The sequence below is a fragment of the Formosa agariphila KMM 3901 genome (assembly GCF_000723205.1).
In the GTDB taxonomy this organism is placed as follows: domain Bacteria; phylum Bacteroidota; class Bacteroidia; order Flavobacteriales; family Flavobacteriaceae; genus Formosa; species Formosa agariphila.
On record NZ_HG315671.1, the window covers coordinates 481,735 to 503,867 of the forward strand.

Below are 22,133 nucleotides of genomic sequence, written 5' to 3' on the forward strand. Positions count from 1 at the left end.
TTTAAGTAATAAAAATTAACGGCATCTAGTTTTTTATGAAGTATCTAAGTTTTTTCCTTTTAATAATAATCACAGCAGTTTCTTGTAAAAATGATAGTAAAGTAACCGATGAAATTTCAAATATTGAAATGCCTGTGAATATAGAGCGTTTCGATGTGGAATTTTCTAAAGCAACTGTTACAGATTTAAACGGATTAAAAGCTACATATCCGTTTATGTTTTCAAAATCGTATCCAGATGCTTTTTGGATGGAAAAAATTCAGGACACTTTACAACAAGAATTATCTGAGGCTGTGGTAGCAGCTTTTCCTACTACAGAAGAACTAGAAGTTGAAATAACATCTTTATTTCAGCATTTAAAATACCATTATCCAGAATTTCAAGCACCACGCGTTATTACAACAACGTCTTATGTAGACTACCGAAATAAAGTTATCGTTACAGATTCTATAGATTTAATTGCTCTAGATACTTACTTAGGGCCTGATCATGAGTTTTATTTAGGGGTTCAAGATTATATTAAATCGAGTTTTAATAAAGCTTTTATTGTAGTCGATTTAGCAGAAGCCTATGCAGACCGCTACATCTTACCTACTAAAAATAAGACGCTTTTAGATGAAATGATTTCTGCTGGTAAAAAATTATATTTTAAAGACCTCATGATTCCGTTTAAAACAGATGCTGAAAAAATTGAATATACAGAAGAACAATATCAATGGGTAGTATCTAACGAAGCTTATATTTGGCAATATTTTGTAGATCGCGAACTGTTATATAGTACAGATTCTAAATTACCTGGACGTTTTATTAATCCGGCACCTTTTTCAAAGTTTTATTTAGCTGAAATCGATAACGCTTCGCCAGGAGGAGTAGGAGCGTATATGGGTTGGCAAATTGTTAAAGCGTATATGGAAAACAATACGAATGTATCTTTTAAAACCATGTTAAACATGAGTTCTGAAGATATTTTTAATCATTCAAAATTTAAACCAAAAAAATAATGGCAAAGATTAAATCAACAATTCAATTAACTGTTGAATTAGACGAAAACCGTGTTCCAGAACAATTAAATTGGACTGCTGAGGATGGTGGAATACAAAATGAAGAGGCTAAAGCGATGATGCTTTCTGTTTGGGATAGCAAGGCGCAAGAATCTTTACGAATAGATTTATGGACTAAAGATATGCCTGTAGACGAAATGAAAGTATTTTTTCATCAAACTTTAGTAGCCATGAGCGATACGTTTAAACGCGCTACTCAGGATGAAAAAATGACTGCAACAATGAAAGATTTCTGCGATTATTTTGCTGAAAAATTAGAGTTGAATAAAGAGTAATCACTTATTATCGGTCCATAAAAAAAAGCGAAGGTTTCTATGAAATCTTCGCTTTTTTTATGTGTAAAAGGTGTTTTATTATCTTCTAAAACCACCCATGGAATCCACCGCCTCCGTGGAATCCCTCCAGGATCCTCCAAAATTTGAACGGGTAAAAGATCCACCCACGATTCATGTCTAACGTATGCTTGTTATACGAGCCTGGATTACGTGTTTGGAACGTTTTTCCATTATTAGAGAAATGATCGTTTCTCTTTAATTGATGATTAACATGATCGCTATTGTGATGATTGTAATTATTATGGTGATAATGGTTGTTATGGTTTATATGACCGTGAATGTTGTTATGATAAATGTGCGGAGGAAATGGTCTCCAAGGTCGGAAATAAGGTGGGTAGTATCCCCAATAAAACGGAGAAAACCATGGTGAGAAATAAGGTCCCCAAAACCAATCCATAATTAATGGCGTGGCAACAAATGTTGGATAAAGATAATAATCTGGTCCATAAATATCTTGGTCACCAATAACTTGTACCGAGTTGTTTTCTTTTTTTACATCAATCGTTGCAACATCTTGATACTCGTCTTTTGCTAGTACAGATTGTATGGTTACAATCTTTTCGTCGCCTTTATCTACACTAACAACACGTAAGTAATCTACATTTCCATCTTCATTTAAATCTAAATTAGAAATTTGAGTATCCGGATTGTTAAGGCGTTTTTCAAAATCTTCTAAATCTTTCGATTCTCCAAAAACAGAAGCTACGGCTTCAAGGTCTAAATTATCACTAATGTCTGTGCTATTGGCTTCAACGGTAGTTGTAGTTGTAACTGTGTTAGAAGTTGGTGCATTGTTAACCGTGACATTCGGTGGAGGTACATTATAATCTGAAGTACTTGAAGTAGTCGATCCACAATTAAATAGTGTGAATGCTAATGCCAAGCATGAGATTGAAACTATTTTTTTCATGAGTTATAGTTTTTAATTTGTTTTACTCTTTATGGTGCTTTACAAAAAATGAGCCAAAGCACATGTTTCTATGGTTTTTATAATCTTTAAAGCTTTATAAATTAATTTGTTTTAAAGAAAAATATTATGCCAATATAAAAATAATGCGTTAAAAAGCTTCGGTGAAATTGAAATATAATCCAGAAGATTCTCTTCCTATACCAAAGTCAATTCTAACATTCATTCGTGGTTGTACTTCAAAACGGTAGCCAATACCTCCGTTAGGCACCCATTGATTCATTTCACTAACACTTGATGCCATGGTTCCAGATGCTATCCAGAGCGTCATACCGTGTTTGCTTAAAGACTTGTCTTGTTTTTCAAAGGTGTGTCGCCATTCCGAAATAAAATATATTCCAGCCTCGTCTCTATATTGACCTGTAATATACCCTCTAAGAGCATTTGTTCCTCCTAGCGCCGTTAATTCCTGATAAGGTGTATCGCCTTCGGTGATGCGGCCATATAATTTAAATGCCAAAATGTTTCCTGGACGATAGATTTGAAAATAGGTTCTTATATCGAATTCGTATACTTGGTAGTCGTTATCGCTACCCAAATAATTGCCATAAAAACCTGTTAATAGTTTAGCATACCATCCTTTCCACGCATTTACAGTGATGTCTCTGCTGTCGTAATTTAAAGAGAATAACAATCCGCTATTAAAGTTCTCGGGACCAAATTTCAAATAATCAGGGTCTTGATCCATTACAGGGTTAGAATTGGTAACTTTAGTATTATTAACATCTACTCCAACACCTAAATACAGATTTTCTCGTATTCGCGTTAAAACAGTTGGTTTAAACGAAATTAATTTTCTATTATAAGTCGTTGTAGAGTCACTCTGTACTGTGTTTTCTGCATTATCGAAACCCACACCGTAGTATTGATCTTCGGCATTAGAGTATACAAAACGTGCATTCAATCTGAGTTTGTCTTCTAGCCAAAACGATTGCAAAGCTGTACTGACTTGAAAATTTCCTTTCGTACTAAAAAATGTGTTTATAGGAATAGAAGAGCGTTGAATTAAACTGTCTTCTTTATTGGTTTTAAACGTATATAAAAATCCGCCTCCTAGTAGTAATCCGTTTTCGGGTGTATAACCAGGACCTGCTAGAATACTTAAAAAAGGATCATTAGCTTCAATAGCTGCAGCTTTTCTAGCTTTACGTTTGTCCATTGCTGCTTTAATTTTGTCCAATTGAGAATAACCAGACGTGCTACAAAGTATTAGCCCTAAAAGCAAAATTATTTTAGAGGTTTTCATGGTTTAGATTTAATGCCTAGTGGCAGTTAAATAATAATTAAGTTAAGCATTACCGTTTAATTTCCAGTTGATTAAGGTCTTTTTTTTATATCTGATTCGATACTATTAAAAAGTAGCCTTAGATAGAATTCCCAGATGCAAGTGCAATAATAATACTTTTAATATGTTGTTTTTCTAAAGTTTCCATGTTTTCTGTTTTTGAATTTGTATTCTAGATACTTTATTTTTAAGATTACATGTTCTAAGCAACGTATTCTTTCTGTTTCAATAGAAAACACTAAATTCACATATGTTTTAAAGAGTAAACACGATAGTATGTTTAAAAAAATTTTGCTTCTTTTATGTTTTTGGACTTGTAAAAATCCGAACCCTGAACAGGAGACTTGTTCAATTTATAATTTAAAAGAACCTTCTCAGGAATGGGAAATGCCGAAAAAATTAGTCGAGATTTCTGGAATTTCAGTCCTGAATTTTCCGAATATATTGAGTGTGAATGATGAAGAAGGTAAGCTCTACGAATATAATTTAGAAACAAACACATTGGAGCATAGTTATAAATTTGGAAAAGATGGCGATTATGAAGATATAGCTGTTAAAGACGATGAAGTTTATGTTTTGAAATCTAATGGAACAATTTATCAGATTACTAATTTTAGAACAGATCCGGAAGTAGAAGAGTACGATACGTTTTTAAATAAAAAAGCAGATACCGAAGGTTTGTTTTTCGATACAACTGGAAATCGGTTGTTGGTAGCTTGTAAAGAAGAACTAGAAATTGACAAAGCCGATAAAAATGTAATCTATGAATTTGATCTAGAAACAAAAACTTTAGATAAAACACCTGCATTTACAATTGAAAAAGATCATTTTAAATTTAATGATAAGAAACATGATTTTGCGCCTAGTGGTCTAGCCATTCATCCGAAGACGAATACGTTATTTGTTATATCGACCGTAGGGAAGTTGATGATTGAAATGAGTCTAGAAGGCAATATTCTAAATAAATGTTCCTTAGACTATCCTAAATTTACACAACCAGAAGGTATCTTTTTTACAGAAAATGGAGATTTATATATCTCTAACGAAGGCAGGAAAGGAAAAGGTAATATTTTAAAATTCGATTATTTAAATTAAGTTCCTGTTTAGTTTTAAGGTTCTTTCCGACTAATCTGAAAAGATGAGTCATTTTAGAATTTTAACATTTTTGATATGTAAACATGTGTTTCTTATTCTACAAAAGTGTGGCTTAAAAACGTTACATAAGTGATGCATCTTTTCTTTGATTAATTATCGGAAATAGATAGACTTAAATCCATGGAAAATTCAAATCGTTTACTCACGATATCTGGAGCGTTACTATTACAAGTTAAACTGAAAAAAGAAAGTCGTGAGTTAGAGGAAACTTTAGGTATGCTATCCATGGCTGAGTTGTATTCAGAATTAATTACTGACAGTGAAAAGAACACGTTTTGGATCAATATTTATAATGCGTATTTTCAGATTTTATTTAGTCGCGATTCCACATTAGGCAAAGCAATATTTAGAAACAAGGACATTAATATAGCGCAAACTTATTTTAGTTTAGATGATATTGAACATGGCATTTTAAGACGCTACCGATGGAAACAAAGTTTAGGCTATTTTCGGAATCCTTTTGCATCGCGTATCGTAAAAAAGTTGGCTGTTAGTACCATAGATTATCGTATTCATTTTGCTTTAAATTGTGGAGCTAAAAGTTGTCCACCTATTGCTTTTTATACTTTAGATGCCTTAGATGAACAATTAAAGGAAGCCATGTATTCTTTTTTATCTTCAGAAACATCTGTAAATATCAACACAAATACGGTGCACACGTCTAAATTATTATTCTGGTATCAAGGGGATTTTGGAGGTGTAAAAGGTGTGAAAGCTATGTTGAACACCGTATTACAAATTGAAATCAATTCTTATAGCCTTAAGTATAATTCGTACAGTTGGGAGCCACATTTAGAAAATTTTGTCTAAAATAAAAAGCAGATTAAAACAAGACGAAATGTTTTAAAGTTTCGAATGTTTTAATATGTTTAGATGTTTAAGAGGTGTAAGTTTTAAAACATTAACAGGCCTGAGAAATTATTATGAATGATTACTTTTTTGCACTTAGAGTTTCTAAAATAAGTTCCTCAAAACCTAAAAGCGCTCGTCGTGCATATTTTACTTTCTTTTTACTTTTAAATTCGTACGATACTTCTAAGAATTTTTTAGACGGAGTGTCTGGCTGAATCACTAAAGCATCATTCTTTTTAAAGGTCTCTTGTATCGGAATATCTTCATAATACGTGAAATATTCAGGGTGTGTTACGATACCTAAAGTAGAACAATCAAAAGGGATAAATCCACGAATACCAAACAGGCTTTCGTTTACTTCCATCCAAGGCTGAACAATATCGAATAACCATTTGTCGGCCTCTAAAGTTAAGTCTAAACTCGCCAAATCTACATTGCCAATAAAGGTGTATGAGCTTGGTTCGTAACCAGCAAATTCTAATGGAATTTCGGTGTTTAATAACGTAGTCATAGACTCGGTATCGAACTCGTAATTATAATCGAAAAGATTAAGTTTTCCGTGTCCTGGATTAAACGGTAAATCTGGAGTTCGTGCGGCGCAAATTACTACCCGTTCTATTTGTGGAATAATATCGGGATGATTTTTTACTAAAGTTGCAACATTCGTCATTGGACCAAGTGCTAAGATGGTGAGTTTCTCTTTCTTTAGGGCTTGGTATAACGCTCTTGTGGCATCGTTTTCGGTACCTAAATCGTTAGCCAAATTAGAGCCTTTGTACACGGGGATGTCTTCGCCTTTATTGTGCCAATTTAAAATTTTATTAATTACACCGTAGCCATAGTCTACATAAGTAATATTGCTGATGCCAACAATCTCGATTTCGGGCTGTTTTAAAGCCATAATAAGCGTAATACCATCGTCTACCTCTCGTGGGCGTTTGTCTGGCATGCCTATCATAATATCTGTGTCGAACCATACTTTGGTTTGAGCTGTAATGATGTTACTAATTAATAAAAGCAGTAGTAATATATAAGTTTTCATCTAGTTTGTAATTAATTTATAAGCCAATTCTAACAGGCGTTTTTTATCGTTTAAGTTCGATTGTAAAGGGAGTTGCGCCAATCCTATTAATCGCCTCATGATTTCTACGCCTATAAATCCATTTAGAATAGAACCATCTAAATCTTGAAAATCATAGTAATCTAATTTCACCTTGTCTATTATATTTTGGCTCTGATTAGATAAATACAAATGCGCTATAAAAACACCTAAATCGAATTCTCTTAAACCATAATAGCAAAACTCAGGATCGATAATTTTAATACCGTCGGTTGTTTGTAGCCAACTACCTGGGTAATAATCGCCGTGTAATAAGTAGTGTCCTTTAGTCATATAAAATTCACCTAAAAGCTCTATTTTTTCTTTTAAAAAGGCGTCTTTTTTATACTGTATTGCCAAGGTTTGTAAACCTTCCTGAATGGTGTCTAAATCGAATCCATTATCTTCTAAAAATGGATAGTTAAAAATGTGCTCGTAATTTAATTTACGCATCTCTAGATTATCCAATTCATCGTCTGCTTTTACTTTTGAAAACTGTTGATGCAATACATTTAAATAACTCACAAGAACACTAATCTCGTTTTCAGAGACAACCTTGTTTAAATCATATAAACTATTAAAATCGTTAGCTTGTCCTAGATCTTCTAAAATCATAATGTTGTTAGAAACATCTAAACCTAATAGTTCGGGCATCCTTTTTTTAATACGCTCTACAGTTCCAATTTTAGCATAGAAAGCGGCCTCTGTAAGAACACGTTTTTCAGGAGCTTTTATTTGAGGATATTTTTCGACATAACCCCGAGACTGTTTTATAATAAAAGAACCTTGATTTGTGGTAACTCGCAATACATAATTCATATTTCCTTGACCTGCTTTGGACAACGATATAATAGCATCTTCAGGAGATAGCCATTGCTTTTCAGTTAAGTAGTGCGCCAATTCGTGCTGTGCATTGGCATCTAGTATAAACATAGTTGGTTGTTATTTTAAATTTTTGTTCTAATTGTAAAAGATTTGAATGCGATAACAGACAATTTTGCGGCTCAAGTATAATGCTTTATTAGACTTTATTTACAACATAGACGAAACTAATATAAGTTCCTAACAATATAAAACAACAGTGTATTGACAGCTAAACGAAACAAATAGATGATGTTTTTCTGCTTGAGATGTTTTAGGATTCGTATTTTAGTATGATGATAATATTATAATTGTTATGAAAGGCGAGAATTCACGTCTATTAAATAAATTACAAACATGAAACATTACCTTATACTTCTCGTATGTATTTCTTTTTTAACGTTCTCCAAAGGTTACGGAATAAATACATCTCAAAATAGTTTTACAACGTATGCTAATAGTATTCCTAAAGATATATTACCAGCTGTAGACCATGCCCAGTGGTCTGATTTACTATCTAAACATGTAACAGACGAAGGCAATGTAGATTATAAAGGTTTTAAATCGGATGAAGAGGCACTTCAAGCGTATTTAAAAATTTTAAAAGAGAATCCACCATCAGAATTTTGGTCTGAAAAAGAAGTTTTAGCGTATTGGATTAATGTATATAATGCATTTACTGTTCGATTAATTTTAGACAATCCCTCGGTTAAAAGTATTAAAGATATTAAAGAGCCTTGGGATAAAAAGTTTATTCTTATAGGAAAGAAGTGGTATAGTTTAGGAGATATTGAACATAATATACTCCGTAAAATGAATGAGCCACGTATTCACTTTGCAATAAATTGCGCCTCGTATTCGTGTCCTATTTTATTGAATACAGCTTATACTGCTGAACGTTTAGATGCCCAATTAGAAGTTGCTTCATATCGTTTTGTTACTGATGCTTCAAAAAATGCCATTACAAAAGAAGCGATTCAAATTTCAAAAATTTTCGAATGGTTTGCAGAAGATTTTGAAGAACAAGGCGGTGTCATCAGTTTTTTAAACACTTATAGTACTGTAGAAATAGATGCTGATGCCGAGGTAACCTATAAAGATTATAACTGGAGTTTAAATAACTAACTCTTAATTGTAACTCGCTATATTGTGTTTGTTTAAAGTTTTAAATTTGTTTAGACGAATTGTAAAATCAGTAGTACACTAAACGAGTTGTTGTATGAGTCAGTAATAATTAGATTTTATTCAATATCATTTTTTAATTTCTGCCATTCATGTCACCAACTCTAGAACGCATACAAACTAAACTTTACGGTCCTTCGGGGTTAATATTGTCTCATTATGAAAATGAAAAGGAAGGTCGTATATACGAAGCCTGCCAGTTTTATTTAAATGAAGCTCGAATAATATGCAGAACCGCCAAAATTACGCCTAAAAAAATAGGCCAATTTGTAACGTTTTGGAATAGAAATTCTGTAGGTGTTACACAACCCTTTTCTTATGCAGATGCTTTCGATTTTTATGTAATTAATGTAGCCAAAGGTGAGCAATTGGGGCAGTTTGTGATTCCGAAAACTGTTGGCATCTCCAAAGGATTAATAGCTACGGACAGTAAAGCAGGAAAGCGTGGTTTTCGTGTGTATCCGCCTTGGGATTGTCCAACAAGTAATCAGGCAAAACGTACTCAATTGTGGCAATTAAACTATTTTATTCCGGTTGCTGAAGTTGTGGATACGGAGCTTGTTAACGCACTGTATTCTTAAAATGCGATGTTTCTGTTTTATAATATTATTCTTATCCTTACAAGGAGATTTTAAATTATAGTTATAAAAAAAAGCGCTTAAAACTAAATTTAAGCGCTTTTGGTATATTAAATATGTAACGACTTATTCTTCGTCTTTAACTTCTACAATTTCGTACATGTCTTTACCATCTACTTGTACTGGTTGGTAGTAAGTGTCTCCAAATTGAACATATGTTTGATCTCCAATTTTAGTTTCTTCACCACCTTCTGGTAAGCTTGGTACAATAGTTCCAGCAGTTGCAGGTACTACAGTGTAACCTTCATCGCTTTTTTCGTAGTATGCACCACCATAGTAATAATTATTTGTGGTTTCATTTACTTCTACTGTTTCTGCTTCTTTAGGTAACGTTTGTACTGTTGCACCTACAGGAGCTTGTACTACAGTATACCCATCATTTTCGGCTACATAATACACACCATTGTCATAGTGGTATTTTTGGTTTTCTACACTAACAATAATAGCTGTAGTCGCTAAAGTAGTAATGAAGTATCCCCATGGGTGCCACATTGGTCCCCAGTAAAACGGACGGTATGGGTGGTAGTAGTATGGTCTGTGACAATAGTATCCACGACCTCCGTAACGGTAAGGCGGACGGTTGTAACGCACAGGGCTATGTCTAACAGCTGTATTTCTTCTGTTAACGGTATTGTGTCTGCTGTTGTTTACATTAATATTTACATTATTGTTTTTAACATTAACCTTGTTTCCAGATTTGTTTTTAATATTAGATGTTTTTTTGTTTCCAATATTAGACGTTTTCTTATTCCCTATATTAGTATTCTTAGATTTAATCCCTGAATTTGTCGTTTTCGAAGGTAATTTCGATTTCGTAGCAGTTGATTTTTTAGGAAGATTACGTGAAGACGATTTATTAAATCCACCATTAATACTAGAGTTAGAACGAGAACGTGAAGCAGACGTGCTAGGTTTGCTTATTGATCTTGAAGGCGTAGAACGATGAGCTGTTGCCCCACCTCTAGAAGCGCCACCGCCACCACCGCGGTTAAAACGTTGTGCTTGTAAATCTATAGGATTTAAGAATGCCAATAAAAGCACCACTAAACCTATTTTTATATGAGTTTGTATATTTTGAATTTTCATGAGATATGTTTTTAATTTTTTAGTTAGTTTTAAGATTGAGCAATTAAAACGCTAATTAATCGTGCACTTGCTGGAGGTGTAAATTGGAAAATATCTGAATGTAATTCAGGGTTAAGTTGCCAATCGCTAAAAGTTCCTTTAAACTTTAAATTGTCCTTCTTTTTGTAAGTAATTTCAAATTGCTTTGGTAGTGTATGCGCTTCAGCAGAAATCCAGATTGTTACACTCACATTCTCGTTTTCAATTTTTACTAAGTTACATTCTTCGCCACCTAATAAATCTAAACCTACGTATGTAATAGAATTAAAGTTTTCTATGATATCGTCTGTAAAAGTTGGATAGAAAAAATCAGCTGCAGGGAAATCCATAGAGAAATTATCATGCATAAAATCAATCATATCAATAATGTTAGCTGGAGCATCTACTGTAATATAATTGTTTTCTTTAAAAGAATAATAGGTAATAACTTCACCATTGTAGTAATACGCACTGTGCTTATCCTTACTGTGTTGTTTTACTACCATTTTATCTGGACCAACCATTTTAACATCACACTCGTTGTATTCAGTTTCAATTTTTTTGTCGGCATTTAAAACTTCGTTGGTAGTGCTTAAGTGAAATGATACTGAACTTAAGTCTCCAATAGCTTCTCCCATTTGATCAAAAAGCAGTATTGCATCAAGATCAATTTGCTTTTCCTTATTTTGCGCCATCATGGCATACGGCAAAATACTAAGAACAAATATTGTAATGTATTTTTTCATTGTTTTCATTTTTATAATTTATAGTTTGGTTTTAATATTTTCTAAATGTTATTAAGTTTATATTTAGATATAAAAATTCTAAATTTAAATTTATATTAATAGCTATTGCTGCAGTAATTTTAGTAGGTTCTTAAGTTGAAATTTGTAAATACTCGTGAAAGAAATAAAGCTAAAAAAGATGCTTTTTAAATTCGTAAGTTGTTTAATTTGCATTTCAAAAGATTTAATTGGGGTAAATATAATTTAAAATTTTAGTTTCTTTAAGTAATCTAAAAATTTTGGTTGAATTGTTTTAAAGTTAATATAAAATGCGCAATTAGATTTAAAAGATTCAAAATTAATTAAATCCTATGCCGTATTACTTCCAGTTTTTATACTTTTAGATAATAAATAGCAAATTAGGTTCTCTTATACAAAGTTTTAGAAAATGAAAACAAATGCGTTATAGGTCAACAATTCACTTAAATTTCTGTAAGGTGTTATCTTCTACTTTGTACAACTGTATACTGAGTTTAGTAGTATACATATTTTTAGTATCTCCATCTTATGCTCAAGATAATGGGGGGCTTCCTGTAGAGGATAATGAATTTACACAACAACTTTGGTTCGATTTTAATCCCTCTTGGACTGTAGGAGACGGACAGAAATTTACGGGGAATTTTGGTTATAGAACTATTATGCCTAAAAGTTGGCACCGTATTATTTTTAAAGCTGCTTTAGAAAAGGATTTTGAGAAACTTATTTTTAAAAGATTTAATCACTCCGAAAAATTATTGTTTGGAACTGGTTTTTTTATTTTAACAACAAAAGAAAGTGACGAATATGGTTCTTTTGAAATTAGACCATTTCAGGGCTACGAATTAGGAATTAATTTAAGTCCAAGAATTGTCTTTAAACAATTATTTCGTTTAGAAGAACGCTTCGTGTTTTCGGATGCGCCAGAAAATGAAGTCTTTGGTCTGCGATTTAGATATCAAGCGCAGGTGATTTTTAACTTGGCAGGTGTATTGTTTGGAGAAGGTGAGGGGTTTTACATTCCAATAGCTATAGAAGGATTCTATAATTTAGTAAGTGCCTCTCAATTTAACGATGTTATTCGTGTTACTCCAGGTTTAGGATATCAATTTAATCCCGATTTTAAAATAGATGGTAGTGCAGCATACCACTACACGCAACAAGGAAATGACGATGGTTTAGTAAGAACTAACGATATTGTATTCCGTTTTAGAATTATTAAAACATTTTAGATTAAGTTCTTAATAATCTATGTGTTTAATATGTTATTCATCAGTTTAATACACTGTGTAATTTTGTTTCAATAGTTTTTAATAAGGGAATAAATTCGTCGGGTTTATTCAAAAAATGAATGTTTTCTGATATCGATTTTAAATCTTCAGGATGTTCAATATAACCAGAAACAATTATTGGAATGTCTAACTCGTCTGTTAGCCCTTTAAGTCTAGATTCTACAGATTTTTTAGAATGTGTTGTAAACATCGTCACTAAAACATTTGGATTTGTAATGTCTACCACCATTTTAATATTCTCGTTTGGCACATTTTGACCTAGATAATAGACTCGCCAACCTATGTTCTGAGCAATGTAAGAAGCGAGTAATAATCCTATTTCATGATTTTCATTCTCTGGTAAGAACAATATGGCTTTAGCAGCGTTTGGCAACGGTTTTGGTAATAATTCTATTGCCGAAAATATTTTTTGTCTAATTAAGTTCGAGATAAAATGCTCTTGTGCGGGCATCACTTTGTTAGCACCCCAAAGCACACCAACTTGAGCTAGAAAAGGGTAAATAAGCCCTGTAATGGTAGAGGTTAAGCCCGTTCTAAGAATTTCAGCACTTATAGTGGCATCAAACTCATCTTCGTTTAAATTAATCATGCTTAGTATTAAAGCGCTTACTTCATCTTCCGAAGAACCAATTAAAACAATCTTAGACACCGCTTCGTGAATCTCTTCTTCAGACATCTTATCAATCTTAGAAATTCTAAAACCATTACGTGTTAGAATGCTAATATTCAGCAATTTCTTTAATTGCTCGTCTGTATAATATCTAATATTTGTGTCCGTACGTAATGGGACTAAAAAATTATAACGGCTTTCCCATTTTCTTAAAGTATGCGATTTAATGCCTGTTAAAGACACGATTTGCGCCATGGTATAATTGCTCATGTCTAAGTGTTTGTTGGGCAAAGTTAAACAATAATTATATAAAATAAAGCTTTTGCCAAAATTCATTTGTCTAATTATAATAAAATTAAGTTGGACAAATGGAAAATAATATATATGTTTGTAAAACAATAACTATAAAAAACATAGACATGAAAACAAATTTTAAATACCTAGTAGCATTTTTTAGTTTATTCTTGGTTTTTACTTCTTGCGATAGTGACGACGATGGAGATACTATTATCACGGAAGACCGTAATATTGTAGAAATTGCACAAGACACACCAGAACTTAGTAATTTAGTAGCTGCCCTAATTTTAGCAGATACTGGAACAGACAGTAATTTAGTAGGGACTTTAAGTGGTGATGGGCCATTTACTGTATTCGCACCAACCAATCAAGCATTTGTAGATCTGCTAGGACAATTAGACGGATTTAATAGTTTATCAGATTTCGATTCAGCAGAAGGGAAAGCCATGTTAACTACTATATTACAATACCACGTAGTTGCAGGCGCTGCAGTAACCTCAGGTCAGCTTACAGACAATCAAGAAGTAGCTACAGTACAAGGGGAAAATGTAATGATTGATTTATCTAATGGTGTACGTGTTGAAGATGCTACAGAAAATCCTGCAACAGTAACTACTGCAGATATTGATGCCTCAAATGGAGTGATTCATATTATAGACAAAATCTTATTACCTCAAGAAATTTTAGACATGCTAAACGAGCAAACTCTAGTAGAAATTGTTGTTGGTAACGATGATTTATCAATTTTAGAAGCGGCAGTTATTAAAACAGATTTAGTAGACACTTTAAATAGTGAAGGTCCATTTACTGTATTTGCTCCAACTAACGATGCGTTTGTTGCTTTATTAGATGCCTTGGGTGAAGACTATAATAGTTTAGACGATTTTGATACTGCAGATGAAATTGCATTGTTAAAAAACATTTTACTATATCACGTAATTCCAGCAGAAGTATATGCTTCAGATTTATCTGAATCTTCAGTAGAAACAGCATTTGCAGGTAACACTATTAGCATCGTAGATTCAGGAAGTGCTTTTGTTATTCAGGACGCAACAGGCGAAAACTCAAATATTATTGCCGCAGATGTTGCAGCTAGTAATGGTGTTGCTCACGTAATAGATCGTGTGCTTTTACCAAATTAAGTGCATAATATTTAATATATTACATTGAAAATTAATAGGTTGGTTAGATAGTGAAAATTCGGCAACGGTAGTTTTACTGTTGTCGAATTTTAATAAATCGTTCTTAAAAGACACATGGAAAATAAAAATATAATAATAATGGGATCTGGTTTTTCGTCTTTAGCGGCGAGTTGCTATTTAGCGCAATCGGGTTTCGATGTAACCATCCTCGAAAAAAACGATACCATTGGTGGTCGTGCAAGACAGTTTAAAAAAGATGGTTTTGTTTTCGATATTGGTCCAACATTTTATTGGATGCCCGACGTTTTCGAGTCTTTTTTTAATGATTTTAAGACAGCTACAACCGACTTTTATGCGTTGAAAAAATTAAATCCAGCGTACAAGATTTATTTTAATAAAAAGGATTCTATAGCGATTGAAGACGATTTAGAGAAAATTAAATCGACCTTCGAAACTATAGAACCTAATAGCGGTAAAGCACTTCAGAAATTTATTGATAAGTCTGAAGATAATTACAATATCGCGATTAAGGACTTGGTATATCAGCCTGGAGAACATCTTTTCGAAATTGTAAACTGGGATACCATTACTAAATCTGGAGCGTTTTTAAAAACGATTAAAAAGCAAGTGGCGAGTTATGTTAAAAATGAATCGCTTCAAAAAATATTAGAATTTCCAGTGCTGTTTCTTGGTGCAAAACCGAGTAATACACCTTCTTTTTACAACTTTATGAATTACGCCGATTTTAAATTGGGAACCTGGCATCCCATGGGCGGTATGTACGAAGTGGTAAAAGGGATTGAGAAATTAGCATTGAGTTTGGGTGTGAAATTTAAAACGAATAGCAGTGTCACAGCTATTAATGTTGAAAATAAACGCGTACAAAGTGTATCGACCGCAGCAGAAGAATATCCTTGCGATGTGTTGTTAAGCGGAGCCGATTATCATCATACAGAAACACTATTGCCAGAAGCCTACAAACAGTATTCCGAATCGTATTGGGATAAAAAAACATTTGCACCCTCTGCCTTATTGTTTTTTGTTGGTTTCGATAAAAAATTAGATGATGTTACACATCATACCTTGTTTTTCGATACAGATTTCGTAACCCACGCAGAAACAATTTACGATACTAAAACATGGCCAGAAAAACCATTGTTTTATGCGAGTTTTCCAAGTAAAACAGATGCTACCGCAGCTCCAGAAGGTCAAGAGGCTGGAATTTTTTTAATGCCTATAGCACCAGACTTAGAAGATACACCCGAAATAAGAGAAAAGTATTTCGAAAAACTGATGTCTAGGTTAGAGCACACTGTAGGTATAGATGTAAAATCGCATATTTTATTTAAAGAATCGTATTGTGTAAACGACTTTAAAGACGATTATAATTCTTTTAAAGGCAATGCATATGGATTGGCAAATACACTGTTGCAAACCCATGTGCTGCGACCAAAATTAAAAAGTAAAAAAGTAGATAATTTATATTTCTGCGGACAATTAACTGTGCCTGGGCCGGGTGTTCCACCATCATTAATTTCGGGTAAAATTGTAAGCGAATTAATTTTAAAATATTCCTAAGCATGAAGGCACTTTTCGACACATCTAGTTTAAAATGTAGTAAGATAATTACTAAAGAATACAGCACCTCATTTTCGTGGGGAATTCAATTGTTTGCACCATCTATTCGTCCGCATATTTACGCTATCTACGGATTTGTGCGTTATGCCGATGAAATTGTAGATTCTTTTGAAGGGTATAATCAGGAAGAATTATTTCATGAATTTGTAGCCGATTATCATAAAGCTTTAGAACGTAAAATTAGTTTAAATCCTATAATCAACGCTTTTCAAGAGGTTGTAAGAAATTATGATTTACAAGAATATGTAGTCGATTTTCTAAAGCGTATGGAGTGTGACCTTAAGGTAACCGAATACGATACAGACGAAGCTTACAAAAATTATATATATGGCTCTGCAGATGTGGTGGGATTAATGTGTTTACGTGTGTTTGTGAATAACGACGAGGCTCAGTTTAATGCCTTAAAAGATTCGGCAAAATATTTAGGTTCTGCTTTCCAAAAAGTCAATTTCTTAAGAGATATAAAAGACGATACAGAAATTTTGGGACGGTCTTATTTTCCGAATGTAAATAAAAACGGATTGACAAATATGGCTAAGGCCGATATTATAAAAGATATTGAATCCGATTTTAATGAAGCATATAAAGGTATTGTGCAATTACCAATGGAAAGTAGACTTGGCGTGTATTTAGCCTATAAATATTATTTAAAATTGCTTCATAAATTAGAGCGATTAGATTCTAAACGTTTATTATATGAACGAATTCGTATCTCAAATCCACTAAAATTGGTTATTTTAACCAAAGCATATATAAGATATAAACTCAATGTTATTTAAAACTCTAATTATCCTAACTTTCTTCACTATGAATACTATGAATCCTCAATATGACTGTAGTGTTATGCCTGAAGTTCGAGCAGATTTTCACGCCATTCTTTCAGAAGAGGCCTTGGAACAGTTCATTGCAGATATGGATAATATAGCGTGTGACTTAAAGACTCCTTATCTGGCGTCGGCCACAATGTGGCAAGCTGAATATACCAGTTGGCCGTTTAGAAAATTGAATTATTTTAGAGCAGGAAAACAAATTTTAGAAGATTTTATTGCTAGTAATCCTAATAATATTGAAGCACGTTATGTGCGGTTGTTGTGCCAACTTAATGCACCGGGATTTTTAAATTACAATAATATTGAAGAAGACCGGGCATTTATAAATGCAAATATTAGTACAGCTAATTTAAGCGAGGATTACAAGAAAATCATGTTGTTTAATATTAAAAAACATACAGATAACTAATGATGCAAATTGTATTATATATTGTTGTTACCTTGGCTACATTTTTAATTATGGAAGGCATTACGTGGCTAACGCATAAATATGTGATGCATGGTTTTTTATGGTATTTACATGCCGACCATCATCAGCCAAAATATCCGCATGTGTTTGAAAAAAATGATATTTTCTTTGTCATTTTTGCCATTCCTAGTATCGCTTTAATGTATTTTGGAATTCATCCAGAACTAAATTTCTTATTCTTTATTGGTTTAGGAATCATGTTTTATGGTATGGCTTATTTTTTAGTACATGATGTGTTAATTCATCAGCGTTTTAAATGGTTTAGTAAGACTAAAAATAAATATTTAATAGGGTTAAGGAAAGCTCATAAAGTACATCATAAACATTTAGGAAAGGAAGAAGGAGAGTGTTTTGGGATGTTAAATGTGCCTAAAAAATATCACGAGCAATATAAAAAATAGATGAAGCCATTTACGTATTTACTAATCAATTTGGCTTGTATATCTATTCCGCTTGTTGCGAGTTTTTATCCGAAGCATGCGTTTTATAAACATTGGGGTGCTTTCTTTAAAGCGAATGCCATTATAGCCATTTTCTTTATTATTTGGGACTATGCGTTTACTAAAATGGGCGTTTGGGGATTTAATCCAGAGTATTTAACGGGTGTTTTTTTTGGTGAATTGCCTCTAGAAGAAATTTTGTTTTTCGTCTGTATCCCATTTTGTTGCGTCTTTTCTTATTTTGCATTTACGTATTTGGTGAAAACGAATCCTTTTAAAAGTAACCAACACCACATAACTACAGTTTTAATTGTACTGACTTCGTTTATAGCACTACAATATTATAATCATTGGTATACCGCTACAGCTTGTGGTTTAACCGCTATATATTTAATATATTTAAAATGGAAGCAAGTAGACCTAAGTTATCATTACTTAACGTTCTTATTTATACTTCCGTTCTTTTTTGCAAGCAATGGTATTCTTACCGGTTCGTTTTTAGAAGCTCCAATAGTTTGGTATAATGATGCTGAAAATATGGGAATTCGATTATTTACAATTCCTGTAGAAGATAGTATTTATGGATTACTTCTCATATTTTTAAATATTGAAGGTTTCCGTTATTTTGAATCTAAAGCCGTTTAATTTTTAATTCCTTCCTTATAAATATCTAAAGCACGTAATCGTGCTTCTTTATGAACGACTATCGGTTCTGGGTAAGTATCGGTGCCATATTCTGGAATCCAAGTTTTTACATACTCTAAATTTTTATCGAATTTTTCCAATTGTGTAATCGGATTGAAAATTCTAAAATAAGGTGCCGCGTCGCAACCTGTACCTGCAGACCATTGCCAGTTTCCGTTGTTAGAGGCTAATTCGTAATCTAATAAATGTTTCGCGAAATAGGCTTCACCCCATGTCCAATGAATTAATAAATGTTTACATAAAAACGCTGCTGTGACCATGCGTACACGATTATGCATATATCCGGTTTTGTTTAATTGTCGCATACCTGCATCAACCATTGGATAGCCAGTTTTTCCTTCGCACCACAATTTAAATTCAGCCTCATTGTTTCGCCAAGAAATATCATCGTATTTACTTCTAAAATTGTTGTGTACTACATGAGGAAAATGAAACAAGATTTGCATAAAGAATTCCCTCCAAATCAATTCACTTAAAAATGTACTGTGTTCCGGTTTTAATTCCGAAATAATCTCACGAATACTCACAGTTCCAAAACGTAAATGCGGTCCTAGATAACTTCCAATATCTTTATTCGGGAAATCGCGAAACTTAGCATATTCACCAACGTGTTCTAGTTGAAACTCCTTAACAGTTTTTGAAGAAGGTTTAAATCCGATAGCTTCTAAACTGGGAAAATCAAATTCATATTGATGCAAATTTTTAAAATTCAAATCTGTTTTTAACGACACCCCTTTAAAATGTTCTAGCCATTTGTTTTTGTATGGCGTGTAAACCGTATACGGATTTCCATCTTGTTTTAAAATTTCGTGAGGTTCAAAAATAACTTGGTCTTTAAACTTATGAAATGTAATGTTGTTAGCATGTAATAAACCTTCAACTTCGGCATCTCGCGTTCTTGCATAAGGCTCGTAGTCGGTGTTGGTAAATACAGCTTCAATAATGTAATCTTTTAGGAGTTGCTTCCAAATTTTTAACGGATTTCCTTTTAAGCATAAGACCGACGATTTGTGCTTTTTTAATTCAGAATTAATACGTTCTAAAGACTTATAAATAAACTGAACCCGAGCATCATCAGGTTCTAATTCATTTAAGATGTTATCATCAAAAATAAAAATAGGAAGCACATTTGTATTGCTTTTTAAAGCTTCAAAAAGTGCGGTATTATCTGTAAATCTTAAATCGCGTCTAAACCAGAAAATGGTATGTGTCATAAATTAAATCCGTTATAAAGTTGAATGTTAAGCCGTAAGATGGTTTAGCATATTTTTAAAAATAAAGCCGTGAAATGGGAATACGCTGTACCAATATAATCTTCCAGAAATTCCAACAGGTCTAAATGTTGCAGTCTGAATAAGTGTTTTATCTTTTATTTTAAATTCTAACCAAGCATCTCCGGGCAGTTTCATTTCGGCAAACAAAAGTAGTCGTCCTTCCTCTTTATTGGCGTATAAAACGCGCCAAAAATCGAGGGCATCGCCAGGATACAAAGCATTCGAATGTGTACGTCCGCGGCGTAATCCAACACCACCGTAAAGCTTATCTATAAATCCTCTTAATTTCCATAAGCGGTTTCCGTAATACCAGCCTGTTTCTCCTCCAATACGCCAAATACGGTCTAGACATTCTTCTCGATTACTAAAAGTTTGTTCGCGAGAATCTATAAAACAGCCATGAGTTGGCACTTGAATAAAATCGGACATGATAATATTCATGGAGCCACTACTTAAAGCGTCTTTCCAACTCGAAATAATTTCATTAGTTTCTACTTTTTTAAAGGCTTTACTTAGCGCTTCTTTATAAGAAACCGGTGCGATTCCTAAAATATCATTTATTCGATTGTCTCTGCATACCACTTCAACTTTCATACTATTTACAAGCGCTATAGCAAGTTTGTAAGAGGTTGAGGTTACAAAATATAACCAATAGGACGATAGGCGTGGTGTCATGACAGGAACAATATAAATGTGCCGTTCTAACCCGCGAGCTTCTGCGAATTGTAAAAGCATTTCTTTGTACGTTAAAATATCTGGCCCGCCGATATCAAAATTTTTATCGAACGTTTCTGAATTGTTTAACGCTGAACTTAAGAATGAAATAACATCTGTAATTCCAATAGGTTGACATTTGGTGTTTAGCCATCGAGGTGTAATCATTACAGGAAGTTTTTCAACTAAATCTCTAATAATTTCGAACGATGCACTTCCAGAACCAATAATTATTCCTGCTCGTAATGTCGTTAAACTATAGGTGCCTTTATCTAGTTCGTGTTCTACGGTTTGTCTAGAATTTAAATGTTCAGATAACATCTTGTCATTTACAATTCCGCTTAAATAAATAACCTGTTTGGTTTGTGTTTTATTTATCGCTTCTCTAAAATAAATTGCAGATTGTTTTTCTAAATCTTTATAATCGCTAGCGGCCGACATAGAATGGACCAAATAGTAAGCAGCATCTATATTTTGCGGAATATTTTTTAGGCTTTCTTCGTCTAAAAGGTCTATAGTAATTACGCTAATATGCGGCGCAATAGATTCTGGCGGATTAAAACGTTTAGGGTCGCGAACACCACAAACAACATGATGCCCTTGAGCGACCAAAACGGGAAGTAAACGTTTGCCAATATAGCCTGTAGCACCTGTTAAAAGTAAGTTCATAACGTGGAATAAAATATAAGAAACTCCTTAGAGTTGTAAACACATAAAGATAGGTGAAAATCATCGCCTTTTTTAACTGTAAACCCTAATAAAGTAGCGCAATTCGAATCGCTAAAATCTTGTGCTAAATTTTGAAAACACTTGGGTTTTCGAAGCTTGATTATCGAGCGTTGGATCTGTCATTGTTCTGACTCCTGTTTCTAGAAAATAGCCTTTAATTTCTGTTTTTATACCTGTGCCAATTTCCGATTGCATAAAAAATGGATTCAGACGTAAGTTGTCGTTGTCAATTCCTGAATTCTGATTTATAGGCGCGCTTAAATGTTGTGTGTAAATATAAGGTTGTACATAGTTTGAAATGCCATAAGAAACTTCGGCACGATAATACAAATGAATGTTTGGAGGTAAAGGACTAAAAAATGATTGTTGCTCTACAGTTCCACCTTCAGCAGTTAGTCTTAATTTAGATAGAGGCTCTAAGGTGAAAGTATTATTTAGAATTTTATAGTGACCTAAATCAGTATGTTGCTTAGCCTGAGTTTGCTGTGTATATGTTAGATATTTAAAAGGACTGTAAGTAGAAATCCCTGTAACGCTATTAAAACCTTCACTTTTTACGGATTCGACTTCTAAATTTTGAGCAAACAAACCTGCTGAAACACATGAGATTAACATGCATAATGTTAATAAAAAGTAAGTTTTAGAAGCGGCCTGGTAACTATAATTTTTAGTCATGTGAGCTATATGCTAGTA

23 protein-coding genes are annotated in these 22,133 nt (G+C 33.1%); 13 read left to right on the plus strand and 10 right to left on the minus strand.

Annotation, left to right across the window (positions count from 1 at the left end):
* Positions 1 to 35: 35 nt before the first annotated feature.
* Together gldB and gldC are read left to right on the plus strand one after the other, a co-directional pair.
* Positions 36 to 1,001, plus strand: coding sequence for a gliding motility lipoprotein GldB (gene gldB, locus BN863_RS01990; protein ID WP_038526855.1), 966 nt, complete (start codon positions 36 to 38; stop codon positions 999 to 1,001).
* Positions 1,001 to 1,336, plus strand: a complete 336-nt coding sequence (gene gldC, locus BN863_RS01995; protein WP_038526858.1) for a gliding motility protein GldC — start codon at positions 1,001 to 1,003, stop codon at positions 1,334 to 1,336. The genes gldB and gldC overlap by 1 nt, the downstream gene beginning before the upstream one ends.
* An 85-nt stretch (positions 1,337 to 1,421) precedes the next feature.
* On the opposite strand, the gene BN863_RS02000 is transcribed toward gldC, so the two are convergent.
* Together BN863_RS02000 and BN863_RS02005 are read right to left on the minus strand one after the other, a co-directional pair.
* The gene (locus BN863_RS02000) at positions 1,422 to 2,306 is read right to left on the minus strand and encodes a hypothetical protein (protein ID WP_148304556.1); all 885 of its coding nucleotides are present in this window, start codon (positions 2,304 to 2,306) and stop codon (positions 1,422 to 1,424) included.
* Positions 2,307 to 2,454: 148 nt separating this feature from the next.
* Positions 2,455 to 3,609, minus strand: a complete 1,155-nt coding sequence (locus BN863_RS02005) for a BamA/TamA family outer membrane protein (protein WP_084817448.1) — start codon at positions 3,607 to 3,609, stop codon at positions 2,455 to 2,457.
* A 315-nt stretch (positions 3,610 to 3,924) separates the two neighbouring features.
* Between BN863_RS02005 and BN863_RS02010 the strand changes: the two genes are divergently transcribed.
* Positions 3,925 to 4,743, plus strand: coding sequence for an SdiA-regulated domain-containing protein (locus tag BN863_RS02010; protein WP_038526863.1), 819 nt, complete (start codon positions 3,925 to 3,927; stop codon positions 4,741 to 4,743).
* Between the two features lie 180 nt (positions 4,744 to 4,923).
* Positions 4,924 to 5,613, plus strand: a complete 690-nt coding sequence (locus BN863_RS02015; protein WP_051774432.1) for a DUF547 domain-containing protein — start codon at positions 4,924 to 4,926, stop codon at positions 5,611 to 5,613.
* Positions 5,614 to 5,734: 121 nt separating this feature from the next.
* Here the strand turns inward: BN863_RS02015 and BN863_RS02020 are convergent, their stop codons facing one another.
* The gene (locus tag BN863_RS02020) at positions 5,735 to 6,697 is read right to left on the minus strand and encodes a nucleoside hydrolase (RefSeq protein ID WP_038526866.1); all 963 of its coding nucleotides are present in this window, start codon (positions 6,695 to 6,697) and stop codon (positions 5,735 to 5,737) included.
* Positions 6,698 to 7,687 (minus strand): phosphotransferase, encoded by a 990-nt coding sequence (locus BN863_RS02025; protein WP_038526870.1) that lies wholly within the window; start codon positions 7,685 to 7,687, stop codon positions 6,698 to 6,700.
* Between the two features lie 285 nt (positions 7,688 to 7,972).
* Here BN863_RS02025 and BN863_RS02030 point away from each other — a divergent pair, with 285 nt between their 5' ends.
* Both BN863_RS02030 and BN863_RS02035 read left to right on the plus strand, forming a co-directional pair.
* Positions 7,973 to 8,740, plus strand: coding sequence for a DUF547 domain-containing protein (locus BN863_RS02030; protein WP_038526872.1), 768 nt, complete (start codon positions 7,973 to 7,975; stop codon positions 8,738 to 8,740).
* A 149-nt stretch (positions 8,741 to 8,889) separates the two neighbouring features.
* The gene (locus BN863_RS02035) at positions 8,890 to 9,378 is read left to right on the plus strand and encodes a MepB family protein (RefSeq protein ID WP_038526875.1); all 489 of its coding nucleotides are present in this window, start codon (positions 8,890 to 8,892) and stop codon (positions 9,376 to 9,378) included.
* A gap of 123 nt (positions 9,379 to 9,501) precedes the next feature.
* Here the strand turns inward: BN863_RS02035 and BN863_RS02040 are convergent, their stop codons facing one another.
* Positions 9,502 to 10,521: a DUF6515 family protein gene (locus tag BN863_RS02040; protein WP_038526877.1), complete on the minus strand. Its 1,020-nt coding sequence runs from the start codon at positions 10,519 to 10,521 to the stop codon at positions 9,502 to 9,504.
* Positions 10,522 to 10,550: 29 nt separating this feature from the next.
* The gene (locus BN863_RS02045) at positions 10,551 to 11,285 is read right to left on the minus strand and encodes a DUF2092 domain-containing protein (protein ID WP_038533028.1); all 735 of its coding nucleotides are present in this window, start codon (positions 11,283 to 11,285) and stop codon (positions 10,551 to 10,553) included.
* Between the two features lie 476 nt (positions 11,286 to 11,761).
* Between BN863_RS02045 and BN863_RS02050 the strand changes: the two genes are divergently transcribed.
* Entirely contained in the window at positions 11,762 to 12,532 is a 771-nt protein-coding gene (locus BN863_RS02050) for a DUF2490 domain-containing protein (protein WP_038526880.1), read from the plus strand.
* Positions 12,533 to 12,572: 40 nt separating this feature from the next.
* On the opposite strand, the gene BN863_RS02055 is transcribed toward BN863_RS02050, so the two are convergent.
* The gene (locus tag BN863_RS02055) at positions 12,573 to 13,472 is read right to left on the minus strand and encodes a MerR family transcriptional regulator (protein WP_038533031.1); all 900 of its coding nucleotides are present in this window, start codon (positions 13,470 to 13,472) and stop codon (positions 12,573 to 12,575) included.
* 149 nt (positions 13,473 to 13,621) lie between these two features.
* Here BN863_RS02055 and BN863_RS02060 point away from each other — a divergent pair, with 149 nt between their 5' ends.
* From BN863_RS02060 to BN863_RS02085, 6 genes are all read left to right on the plus strand, one after another.
* Positions 13,622 to 14,641, plus strand: coding sequence for a fasciclin domain-containing protein (locus BN863_RS02060; protein ID WP_084817582.1), 1,020 nt, complete (start codon positions 13,622 to 13,624; stop codon positions 14,639 to 14,641).
* Between the two features lie 114 nt (positions 14,642 to 14,755).
* Entirely contained in the window at positions 14,756 to 16,219 is a 1,464-nt protein-coding gene (locus BN863_RS02065; RefSeq protein ID WP_038526883.1) for a phytoene desaturase family protein, read from the plus strand.
* A 2-nt stretch (positions 16,220 to 16,221) separates the two neighbouring features.
* On the plus strand, positions 16,222 to 17,058 hold the full coding sequence (locus BN863_RS02070) for a phytoene/squalene synthase family protein (protein WP_038526885.1): 837 nt from the start codon (positions 16,222 to 16,224) through the stop codon (positions 17,056 to 17,058).
* Between the two features lie 28 nt (positions 17,059 to 17,086).
* Positions 17,087 to 17,518, plus strand: a complete 432-nt coding sequence (locus BN863_RS02075) for a hypothetical protein (RefSeq protein ID WP_148304557.1) — start codon at positions 17,087 to 17,089, stop codon at positions 17,516 to 17,518.
* A gap of 2 nt (positions 17,519 to 17,520) precedes the next feature.
* Entirely contained in the window at positions 17,521 to 17,979 is a 459-nt protein-coding gene (locus BN863_RS02080; protein WP_038533036.1) for a sterol desaturase family protein, read from the plus strand.
* Positions 17,980 to 18,663: a lycopene cyclase domain-containing protein gene (locus tag BN863_RS02085; RefSeq protein ID WP_038526890.1), complete on the plus strand. Its 684-nt coding sequence runs from the start codon at positions 17,980 to 17,982 to the stop codon at positions 18,661 to 18,663.
* On the opposite strand, the gene BN863_RS02090 is transcribed toward BN863_RS02085, so the two are convergent.
* The 3 genes from BN863_RS02090 to BN863_RS02100 all read right to left on the minus strand — a co-directional run bounded on the left by BN863_RS02090 (position 18,660) and on the right by BN863_RS02100 (position 22,115).
* Positions 18,660 to 19,937, minus strand: coding sequence for a cryptochrome/photolyase family protein (locus tag BN863_RS02090; RefSeq protein ID WP_038526892.1), 1,278 nt, complete (start codon positions 19,935 to 19,937; stop codon positions 18,660 to 18,662). The genes BN863_RS02085 and BN863_RS02090 overlap by 4 nt on opposite strands.
* Before the next feature lie 27 nt (positions 19,938 to 19,964).
* Positions 19,965 to 21,380, minus strand: coding sequence for an SDR family oxidoreductase (locus tag BN863_RS02095; RefSeq protein ID WP_038526895.1), 1,416 nt, complete (start codon positions 21,378 to 21,380; stop codon positions 19,965 to 19,967).
* A gap of 111 nt (positions 21,381 to 21,491) precedes the next feature.
* Positions 21,492 to 22,115, minus strand: a complete 624-nt coding sequence (locus BN863_RS02100; RefSeq protein WP_148304558.1) for a hypothetical protein — start codon at positions 22,113 to 22,115, stop codon at positions 21,492 to 21,494.
* Between the last annotated feature and the right edge of the window lie 18 nt (positions 22,116 to 22,133).